Genomic DNA, 10,665 nt, shown 5'->3' on the forward strand with positions numbered 1-10,665 from the left:
AATGGACTATTTAAATTTAAGTAAAGAAGTTTCCTATGCGCTTCGTCATGCCCCATGGGAATATGAACTAGAACTGGATTCTGAAGGTTGGGTTTCTGTCAAACAATTAATTTCATCATTGAGAAATAGTGATGAAAAATGGAATATGTTAACCGAAGACGATTTAGTTAAAATGATCGACTTATCGGAAAAGAAAAGACATGAGATTAAAAATGGAAAAATAAGAGCTTTCTACGGGCATTCAATTCCAATGAGAATTTCTAAAGAAATTGGTTATCCACCAAAGTATTTATACCATGGGACAAGTATAAATTATTTAGATAATATTAAATTAAATGGATTGAAGCCGATGTCTCGTCAATATGTACATTTATCTGAAGATGTTGAGACAGCAAAATTGGTTGGGGATAGAAAAAAAGGAGAGACAATTCTTCTGATAATTGATACAGAATTAGCTCAATCTAAAGGCATTAAGTTTTATATAGGTAATGAAAAAGTCTGGTTATCTGATTACATTTCGCCTGAGTTTATAAAAGATAATTAATGATTAAGCATATTTGCATTATGTGATCATTTTACGGTGGAGTTTCTCCAAATATCGTAAAATGGGCATATAAAAATAAGGAGATTTAACATGCAACAAAAAATTAAACAAGCATTAGCCGATTCGCCGCTTTCAAATATGATTCTTTCTGCGTTAGAAGAACAAGAATGGAAAGGTTTTTTACCGGCAGAAAAAGTGCGGTCAATTTGTAATGAATTTATGCTTACGCCTGTTCAATTAGGTTTGGCACTTTTGCCCGTAGCAGCTTGTTATAGCCATACACCCATTTCAGAATTTCATGTTGGAGCGATTGCGATTGGTGAAAGTGGTGATTTTTACTTTGGGGCGAATCAAGAATTTCAGGGCAGTAGCATGGCTCAAACCATCCATGCTGAACAAAGTGCGATTAGCCATGCATGGTTACGTAATGAACCTCGCATCACGGATATCGTGGTGAATTACACGCCTTGCGGTCACTGCCGTCAATTTATGAATGAGCTTTATCAAGCGCAAGATTTGAAGATCCATTTGCCACACAGCCAAAATAATCCACTTCCTCAATATTTACCCGATAGCTTTGGCCCGAAAGATTTAGGCGTTGATTTGCTTCTATTAAACAAAGAAGAACAAGGTTTTACTTTGACGACGGAAGATGAAGTGGCAAATAAAGCAATTTTAGGCGCAAACCGAGCACATTCACCTTATTCTAAAAGCCCTCACGGTGTAGGCATTTTATTTAAAAATGGGGAAATGATTTGTGGTCGATATGCAGAAAATGCGGCATTTAACCCAAGCTTACCAGCGATGCAAACAGCGATTAATTTTGCTTACTTAAATCAATTGGATGTATCCAAAATTGAGCGAGTGGTATTTGCAGAGAAACCGTTGCGTTTAAGTCACCGCAAAATGGCAGAGCAGTTATTGAAGAGCCTCTGTAAGGTGAAAATGGAATATATTAGCCTGTAAGTGCGGTCAAAAATTAATTATTTTTGCACTAAAAGAAAAGGCGAATAGAGATAATCTCTCATGTTCGCCTTTCTTTTTACTGATTTTACGCTAATTCAGCACGTAATTTTTTCGTGACATCAACCATCACTTTTAGTGCAGCAATCGTTTCTGGCCAACCGCGCGTTTTCAAACCACAGTCTGGGTTTACCCATAAACGTTCTTTCGGCACCACTTGTAATGCTTTGCGAAGAAGATGTTCAATTTCTTCTGCTGCAGGCACGCGTGGACTATGAATGTCATATACGCCAGGACCAATATCATTCGGGTATTTGAAATCACCAAATGCGGTGAGTAATTCCATGTCAGAACGCGAGGTTTCGATAGTAATGACATCGGCATCTAAGGCTGCAATAGCCGGTAGAATGTCGTTAAATTCGGAATAACACATGTGCGTATGAATTTGGGTATCATCTTGGCAACCCATTGAACTTAAACGGAAGGCTTCGCCTGCCCATTTCAAATACGCATCCCAATCTGCACGTTTTAACGGTAAACCTTCACGAATAGCCGGCTCATCAATTTGAATCACTTTGATACCTGCTTTTTCTAAATCTAATACTTCATCAGAAAGCGCTACCGCAATTTGTTTGCAGACTATTTCACGAGAAATATCGTTACGCACGAAAGACCATTGTAAGATCGTCACCGGACCTGTCAGCATGCCTTTCATTACTTTATTTGTTAGGCTTTGAGCATATTGTGACCAACGTACCGTCATGGGTTCTGGGCGAGTGACATCACCATAAATCACTGGTGGTTTTACACAACGTGAACCATAACTTTGTACCCAACCGAATTTGGTGAAAGCAAAACCATCAAGTAGTTCGCCGAAATATTCCACCATGTCGTTACGTTCTGCTTCGCCATGTACCAATACATCTAAGTCTAATTTTTCTTGCTCACGTACAACAAATTCAATTTCTTTTTTCATAGCAGCTTCATAATCAGATAAGCTGAGTTCACCTTTTTTGAAGGCTGCACGAGCATGACGAATGGCTGTCGTTTGTGGGAAAGAACCAATATTCGTGGTTGGCAGAAGTGGTAAATTTAACCATGCATTTTGTAATTTAATGCGTTCCGCAAATGGCGATTTACGTTGGTCGGCATTTTTCGGTAGATTTGCTAAGCGTTCTGCCACGCAAGTGCGGTGAATTTCACGCGAGTTTTTACGTGCATCCGCAGCGGCTTGAGATGCAGCTAATTCGGCTTGAACGGCTTCACGACCTTGTTCTAGTGCGGTCTTAATAATACGTAATTCTTGAATTTTTTGTAACGTGAAAGCCAACCATTGATAGAGTTCAGGTTTATTTGCTTGGAGTTGCGTTTCAACTTCTAAATCATAAGGTGTATGAAGGAGAGAGCAGCTTGGCGCAATCCACAAACGATCACCTAATTTCGCTTTTAATGGTTCAACCACATCTAACACTTGATTCAAGTTTGCCCGCCAAATATTACGGCCATCAATGATGCCTACAGATAAGATTTTGTCATAATCCACAAAGGCAGCAAGTTGTTCTGGTGCGCGTACTAAGTCGATATGTAAACCTGCTACAGGTAAGGCTTTTAACAAATCAGCGTGTTCTGCCACAGAACCGAAATAAGTCGCAAGCAATAATTTCGCTTTCACTTGTTCTGCAAAAGTGGCATAAACCGCTTTATAAGCAGCAATCCATTCTGCCGGTAAATCTAAGGTGAGAGCGGGTTCATCAATTTGAATGTATTCTACGCCTTCCGCAGCTAACGTATTTAAGATTTCAACATAAACCGGCACGAGTTTTGCTAATAAATCAAATCGATTAAATGCAGTGCCTTTTTCTTTGCCTAACCAAAGGAAGGTGAGTGGTCCAACGATTGTTGGTTTAACTTGATACCCAAGCGCTTTAGCTTCACGAATTTGTGTTACATAATGTGCTGGGTTTGCTTTAAATTGTGTCTCTTTATGGAATTCTGGTACGAGATAATGGTAGTTGGTATCGAACCATTTTGTCATTTCAATCGCAAATTGGGTTTTATTACCACGCGCTAATTGGAAATATTGATCGAGTGTTAAATTTTTGCTATCGAAACCAAAGCGAGCAGGAATCGCACCTGTTGCCACTTGTAAATCTAAAATATGATCATAAAGCGTGAAATCAGCCACTGCAACAAAATCGGCATTTGCCTTGGCTTGGTGTTGCCAGTTAAGTTTACGTAATCTTTTTGCAATATCTAATAAATCCGCTTCCGCAATTTCGCCACGCCAGTAACGCTCTTGAGCAAATTTAAGTTCACGCTTTGCGCCTACACGCGGAAATCCAGCCAAATGAAATGTTGTCATAATTAATCCTTCTATTGTTTTATGGGTTTAGACGTCTAAACGTCTGTTCGTTTATAGAATGCAACAGAAAATAAGATTACACAACTTCATAATTTTCAGCTTTTAAATGAATTAAATTAATAAATAAAAAGACCGCACTTTAAAATTTCTAAAAAGTGCGGTCTTTTTTGTATGAGGTTTTATAGTGTTATAAGGCGGTAACGAAAGTAATCAAGCCAAGTACGACACCAGGCGCATTTGCTAATGAAATAGGCAGATCGCGTTTTTCTTTCAACAAGCCATAAGCTACCCATAAACTACAGTTGATTGTCGTAGCAAAAGGCTGTAACCAGCCACCTTTTTGACCAGATAAATTTAGACCAATTTGTTGCAAGTAAGAAACATACATACAAACTGAAGTAAATGTTGCGACATAGCCTAAAATGGTAATAAAACGTTGGTTTGTCATTTGCTCTCCTAAGTTTAACAAAATAATTCTAAATTAGATTATTAACTAAAAATTGATAATAAATGTATATTTTATAATGTATTTAATCAAAAGTCAACAAATGAAGAAATTGCATAAAGGTTATTTCTTTAGTTAAGGATAAAATGAATTTTGAGGAGAGTATGAAGAGAATTGGGAGAAAAAAGACAAAAAAAATAACCGCACTTTAAAGCGCGGTTATAGAGAATTCTGAACAGTTTAGTTGAGATTATTCAACACCAACCATTACAGAAGTTGCTTTGATAATCGCATATGCTTCTTTACCAACTGCTAAACCTAATTCTTTTACTGCATCGATAGAGATGGTAGAAGAAATTACGTTACCGTTACCGATATCAATGTGTACGATTGCGTTCACAGAACCAGCTTCGATTGATTTCACAGTACCTTTAAGTTGGTTTCTTGCACTAATTTTCATTTAGCATTTCCTTATGTTTAAGTTAAAAAGAGTAGACATTATATAGATAAATATATAAATTGAAAATACTACTTAATAGGTGATAACACTTTTAAGATTTGCTCAGCATTTTCTTTGCTTAACGCGTAAGCGTAATTAATCCATTTGACTAGAATTTAAGTAAAAAAATAACCGCACTTTATCGTGCGGTTACGTTATTTTATAAGCATTTAGCTGGTTTGGGCAGACCCGCCAGTTTGGTTGCTTGTTTAGCTGGTCCGTCAGGGAAGAGTCGTTGCAAATAGCGGCTATTACCTTTATCGGCACCTAATTTTTCTGACATTGCTTTTACCAGCATTCTAATCGCAGGGGAGGTGTTATATTCTTGATAGAAATCACGCACAAAATAAATCACTTCCCAGTGAGCGTCAGTCAGTTCTACATCTTCTAGGTGAGCGATGTGTTTTGCTACATCTTCATTCCAATCAGCAATATTAAGTAAATAGCCAAAGGCGTCGGTTTCGATTTGTTTTCCTTGTACGGTAATCATATTAATTCACTTCTTTAAAGCTGATCATTTCAGTATCGGAGTAGTCAGACGCATCTTCATCATCAAATTTCATTGGTTCGATGCGTTCTTCATCAAATGCGGTATCCCCTTCAATGCCATCAAGTGATTGGCCATGTTTAATGCCTTTGAAATCAAAGAGTTTTGGGTCACATAAGTGTGACAACGTAATGTTTTGCATTGCGCTAAACATGGTTTCTAAGCGACCTGGATATTGACGGTCCCAAGTATTCAACATTTCTTTCACCACTTGACGTTGTAAATTAGGTTGAGAACCACATAAATTACAAGGGATAATTGGGAATTCTTTGGCTACGGCATATTTTTCAATATCTTTTTCTTTACAATAAGCCAATGGACGAATCACGATTTGCTTGCCGTCATCTGAAATTAATTTCGGTGGCATCGATTTTAGTTTCCCACCGTAGAACATATTCAGAAATAGGGTAGCCAGCATATCATCACGATGGTGTCCAAGTGCAATTTTTGTTGCGCCAAGTTCAGTTGCCGTACGGTATAAAATACCACGGCGTAGGCGAGAGCAGAGAGAGCACGTTGTTTTGCCTTCTGGAATTTTCTCTTTCACGATGCCATAAGTATTTTCTTCAACGATTTTATAATCCACACCAATACTTTGCAGATATTCAGGTAAAACATGCTCAGGAAAACCAGGCTGTTTTTGGTCTAAATTGACAGCAACGATATCGAATTTAATCGGAGCGCTTTGTTGTAAATTCAACAAAATATCAAGCAGTGTATAGCTGTCTTTGCCACCAGAAAGACAAACCATCACTTTATCGCCATCTTCAATCATACCGAAATCAGCAATTGCATTGCCTACATTACGGCGAAGACGTTTTTGCAATTTATTGAAATTATAAGTCTGTTTTTTATCTTGGTTTTGTTCTGTCATATTGATTTACTTTAGCTAATAAAAAAGCCCTGAATCAACTTCAGAGCTTATAAATTCTGTGGTGCCTGAGGTCGGACTCGAACCGACACAGTTATTCACCGGCGGATTTTGAATCCGCTGCGTCTACCAATTTCGCCACTCAGGCATTTGAGCTGTTCTGAATTATACGTTTATCTTACTTCGTTGCAAGTAAAATTTCATTAAAAACGTGTGGTTGTTTTAAATTTCATCAACTTGTATTCAAAGATAAAAGGGAAGTTTAAAATAATTTGATACGTTGTCACAATTTATGAGTAAAATAAAAGCTTAGTATTTCTACTAAGCTTTATGATTATCTAATTAAGCAGTTTGACCAGCAAGGTTACCTAAATCTTTATCGATTAAGAATAAGCCTTTGCCATCTTCGCCAAGAAGATTTAATTTGTCTAAAATACCGCTGAATAATTTCTCTTCTTCGTGTTGTTCTGCAACATACCATTGTAAGAAATTGAATGCAGAGTAGTCTTTTTCTTCAAAAGTTTTACCCACTAATTCATTGATTTTACTTGTGATCAGTTTTTCGTGTTCATAAGTTAATTCAATGATTTCTTTTAATGATTTGTACTCATGCGCAGGCGCTTCAATTGCTGTGATTACCGCTAATGCACCTGTTTCATTTAAATAAGTAAATAATTTACGCATGTGTTGCATTTCTTCTGCAGCATGAGCTGATAAGAATTTAGCTGCACCTTCAAAACCGTTTTGTTCGCACCATGCGCTCATTTGTAAGTAAAGGTTTGAAGAGTAGAACTCAAGGTTCATTTGATCATTTAATAATTTGATTACGTTTGATGATAACATTTTGTATTCTCCTTTTAAAATTATAATGTTGCTAAATCACGATCGATAAAGTAAAGCGAACGACCGTCTTCACCCACCAAGTTAAATTTATCAATAATGCTATTGAATAATTTTTCTTCTTCGTGTTGTTCTGCAACGTACCATTGTAAGAAGTTAAAAGTAGAATAGTCTTTGTTTGCAAATGTTACTTCAACTAATTCATTAATTTTAGAAGTAATGAATTTTTCGTGTTCAAGTGTGGTTTCAAACACTTCTTTAAGTGATTTGTAGTCATTTTTAGGTGCATCAATTTTACCTAAAAGTGGCATACCACTTGTTTCACTCACATATTTGAATAATTTTTGCATGTGTTCTAATTCTTCATCAGCATGACGAAGTAAAAATGCTGCAGCACCTTCATAACCGTGTTTGCTACACCAAGAACTCATTTGTAAATAAACATTAGAAGAGTAGAACTCTAAATTGATTTGTTCATTTAACTTATCTGCGATTGCTTTATTAAGCATAAACCAACTCCTTTCCTTATTAAGTAGAGATTAAAAATAAAAACAAGACTGCTTAACTTGTCATCGGTGTGCATTCTAATCTCGCAAATGAGAATGGTCAAGTGTTTTTTTAAATATTTTTTTATAAGCCACTAATAATAAAGGAGAAATAAATGTTAATTATTCTCATTTATGTAACATATGTAAAATAAATTCTCATTATCAGATCAAGAATGATGAAATCTGCAGAATTGATGTACGCAATTGTATTCAGAATTCACGTAGCGTTATCTCAAAATTTCATTCCAATTTAATTATTCCATCACAAAGACATACATTTATTTCTTTTATATCCATAATCCCAAAATCACCTTATTTTGAGTAATGCATGAAATAGGATAGTCACCTATATTGATTTGTGACATATTTATATATTTAATTTAACATAATATACATTATGCGAAATCAATTACAAGGTTAGTAAAGGCTACGTATTAATAAGATCACAGAGTTATGCACAGGTCACGGATACCATTCAAACGATGCGAAATCTAGTCTCGCAACACTTTGCAATAAGATTAAATAATGATTTATGCACTCTAAAGTTGTTATGTAAGGAAAAAATAAAGAAGTTTATATGTATCAAATAATGACAACGCTACGTGAATTCTGCGTTATTTTATGAGGTGAATACCATCAGATTTAAAAAAGAAAAACGTAAATCTCAGGGATTAAGATTTACGTTTTTGATGAATGGTATTTGTGTGACTATGTCACGATATGTATAAGATTAAGATAACAGTTTTGCTCCGTATTCATAAACCTGTTGCAGTAAATTTAGTTTGGTTGGATTATCCGAATATTCCTCTGCTAACCGTTGTAAACTTTCTTCAAATTTAACCGCACTTTGTTCTAATTTACGTTGGCGATATTTTTGCCATTTGATTTGCTCTGCACGATTTAGCGTTTTATAGAAATGTCTTGCACGATAATGGAATAATAATTCAGGAATTCGTTTATCTTCAAATGCTAAACCATGCTCAGCTAATTTTTCAGGCGGTAAATCGCGTAAAATAGCCATATTGTTTTTATCGGCATTGCTAAAGAAACCGTTATAAAGTTCTGTTTCTACATTATCACTTGGCTCAAATTCGCGCTCTTCTGAGAAAATTTCAATAACTTTCTCACGTATATCTAAGGATTGACGCAATTTTACTAAATTATCTAAGCAATGTTGTCTGTCTATCCCCAAACGAGCCGCATTTTCCGGCAGTAAAGTTTTTGCAGGCGCCAAAATTGGGCATTTATTAATATGAACCAGTTTTAATGGAACTGATGAAACTCCCCTTTCTTCAAGCTCACTTTTCTTGGTATATAAATCTTGTCGCAAATGAACCGCACTTTTACGGAATAAATTATCAATATCACCTGATAAATCACAAACGATTACAGCATTTTGATTAGTTGGATGCCATGCTAATGGTGCCACCCAAGCACAATTGCCGCGATAATTCCCTAGCATACCTGAAACGTGCACTAATGGTGTCATTTCCGCGGTATCAATTAGCTTCTCAATTTCCTTTTTACCTCTATGCTCAAAGAAGAATTGAAATAATTTAGGCTGCTTTTCTTTGATTAATTTAGCCATGGCAATAGTTGCATACACATCCGCCATCGCATCATGGGCATTTTCATGCTCAATACCATTTGCTTTGGTTAGTTTTTCTAAGCGAAAGCTTGTCATACCATCATCATAAGCCCAATTTATTCCTTCTGGGCGCAGTGCATAGCAAGCTCTGACCAAATCCAGTAAATCCCACCGAGAATTGCCATTTTTCCAGCTATACTCGTAGGGATCAATGAAATTACGGTAAAAGGTATAACGCGTCATTTCATCGTCATAACGAATGTTGTTATAACCCATCACACAAGTATTAGGTTGTGAAAACTCAGCTAAAATTTTTGCGGCAAATTCAGGTTCAGGAATCCCCTTTTCATTACATTCTTGTGGCGTGATTCCTGTGACCATTACGGCTTCCGGAACGGGTAAATAATCATTAGTTTGCTTGCAATACAACATAATAGGCTCACCAATGATATTGAAATCTGCATCGGTACGAATACCAGCAAATTGAGCTGGACGATCACTTGCCGGATTGATACCAAAACTTTCGTAATCGTAGATAAAAAAACTAAAATCGTTTGCCATAATTAAGCCAAAATTTTATCTAAATAATATAAACAGAAAATTGCTGAAAGACTGATAAGAACGCCAAACCAGTTTATTTTGCTGATTTTTTCTTTAAAGAAAAATGCGCCGGTGACGGTGCCTAAACAAATAACACCAATATTCATTCCCGCAAAAACTAAAGTTGGGTTTTGTCCGAAGCTTTGGTGCGCTTTAATGTAAAACAGGATGTTGAAGAAATTTAATACACCTAAAATGATTCCACCAATAAAGCTTGGCACTGTCCACTGAGTACGTTTTAGGAATAAATACAGGAACATGACACAAGCGGCTAATGAGAAAGCAATGAATAATGTGGTTGGGAATGCTCCCCCGCTTTTGGCCACTTGTTTGAATAAGATATCAATGGTGCCATAACCAAACCAAACACCGATTAAGCCTAAAATACCTTTGAAACTGACCGCACTTTGTTCATTTGATTTGTTCAAGATACAGAATAGACCAATGAATGCCAAAATAATGCCAACGATTTTTGGCTGACTTAATGTTTCATGGAAGATAATAAAAGAGGCAACAATCGGTAGAAATAACGATAAGCGTTGTGCTGCATCTGAACGCACGATACCCGCAAATTCAACTGCTTTAGACATAATGATAAATACGGTTGGTAATAAAATTCCTAACGCCAGGAAAATAGGTGTGCTATCACTTTGTGCTAGATATTCGGTAAATTCTAATCCTTTGAAATCAGGTTTGAGTAAGAAATAGCTTAATGAAATGGCGACGATATAGTTGAACGCTATTGCTTGTTCAATAATGATATTTTTCTTGCGCGCAACTTTGAGTAACACTGATACGGCAACACTACATAGAATGGCAAAAATAAGGTTGTGCATAATTCGTCCTAAATTCTCATAA

General features: G+C 36.3%; 11 protein-coding genes and 1 tRNA gene. 2 read left to right on the forward strand and 10 right to left on the reverse strand.

The features are described from left to right. The first annotated feature begins 1 nt into the window (after window position 1). Both HMPREF2750_RS02280 and cdd read left to right on the forward strand, forming a co-directional pair. Entirely contained in the window at window positions 2-544 is a 543-nt protein-coding gene (locus HMPREF2750_RS02280; RefSeq protein ID WP_070582415.1) for an RNA 2'-phosphotransferase, read from the forward strand. 90 nt (window positions 545-634) lie between these two features. Next, entirely contained in the window at window positions 635-1,510 is an 876-nt protein-coding gene (gene cdd / locus HMPREF2750_RS02285; RefSeq protein ID WP_070582416.1) for a cytidine deaminase, read from the forward strand. Window positions 1,511-1,595: 85 nt separating this feature from the next. On the opposite strand, the gene metE is transcribed toward cdd, so the two are convergent. From metE to HMPREF2750_RS02335, 10 genes are all read right to left on the reverse strand, one after another. Then, window positions 1,596-3,869: a 5-methyltetrahydropteroyltriglutamate--homocysteine S-methyltransferase gene (gene metE / locus HMPREF2750_RS02290; protein ID WP_070582417.1), complete on the reverse strand. Its 2,274-nt coding sequence runs from the start codon at window positions 3,867-3,869 to the stop codon at window positions 1,596-1,598. Window positions 3,870-4,056: 187 nt separating this feature from the next. Continuing rightward, entirely contained in the window at window positions 4,057-4,317 is a 261-nt protein-coding gene (locus HMPREF2750_RS02295; protein ID WP_049365500.1) for a SemiSWEET family transporter, read from the reverse strand. Window positions 4,318-4,564: 247 nt separating this feature from the next. Beyond that, a complete protein-coding gene (locus tag HMPREF2750_RS02300) occupies window positions 4,565-4,774 on the reverse strand; it encodes a TOBE domain-containing protein (protein ID WP_070582418.1) in 210 nt (69 codons plus the stop codon). Window positions 4,775-4,973: 199 nt separating this feature from the next. Continuing rightward, on the reverse strand, window positions 4,974-5,303 hold the full coding sequence (locus HMPREF2750_RS02305; protein WP_070582419.1) for a TusE/DsrC/DsvC family sulfur relay protein: 330 nt from the start codon (window positions 5,301-5,303) through the stop codon (window positions 4,974-4,976). 1 nt (window position 5,304) lies between these two features. Next, window positions 5,305-6,234: a tRNA 2-thiocytidine(32) synthetase TtcA gene (gene ttcA, locus HMPREF2750_RS02310; protein ID WP_070582420.1), complete on the reverse strand. Its 930-nt coding sequence runs from the start codon at window positions 6,232-6,234 to the stop codon at window positions 5,305-5,307. Between the two features lie 59 nt (window positions 6,235-6,293). Then, window positions 6,294-6,379, reverse strand: a tRNA-Leu gene (locus HMPREF2750_RS02315). 194 nt (window positions 6,380-6,573) lie between these two features. Then, window positions 6,574-7,074, reverse strand: coding sequence for a non-heme ferritin (ftnA, locus tag HMPREF2750_RS02320; RefSeq protein ID WP_005696114.1), 501 nt, complete (start codon window positions 7,072-7,074; stop codon window positions 6,574-6,576). A gap of 20 nt (window positions 7,075-7,094) precedes the next feature. Beyond that, on the reverse strand, window positions 7,095-7,580 hold the full coding sequence (gene ftnA / locus HMPREF2750_RS02325) for a non-heme ferritin (RefSeq protein WP_049366579.1): 486 nt from the start codon (window positions 7,578-7,580) through the stop codon (window positions 7,095-7,097). Window positions 7,581-8,349: 769 nt separating this feature from the next. Next, window positions 8,350-9,768, reverse strand: coding sequence for an exodeoxyribonuclease I (gene sbcB, locus HMPREF2750_RS02330; protein ID WP_070582421.1), 1,419 nt, complete (start codon window positions 9,766-9,768; stop codon window positions 8,350-8,352). A 2-nt stretch (window positions 9,769-9,770) separates the two neighbouring features. After that, window positions 9,771-10,643 (reverse strand): DMT family transporter, encoded by an 873-nt coding sequence (locus HMPREF2750_RS02335; protein WP_070582422.1) that lies wholly within the window; start codon window positions 10,641-10,643, stop codon window positions 9,771-9,773. Between the last annotated feature and the right edge of the window lie 22 nt (window positions 10,644-10,665).

It is taken from the genome of Haemophilus sp. HMSC066D02, from assembly GCF_001810545.1.
Taxonomy (GTDB): Bacteria; Pseudomonadota; Gammaproteobacteria; order Enterobacterales; family Pasteurellaceae; genus Haemophilus_D.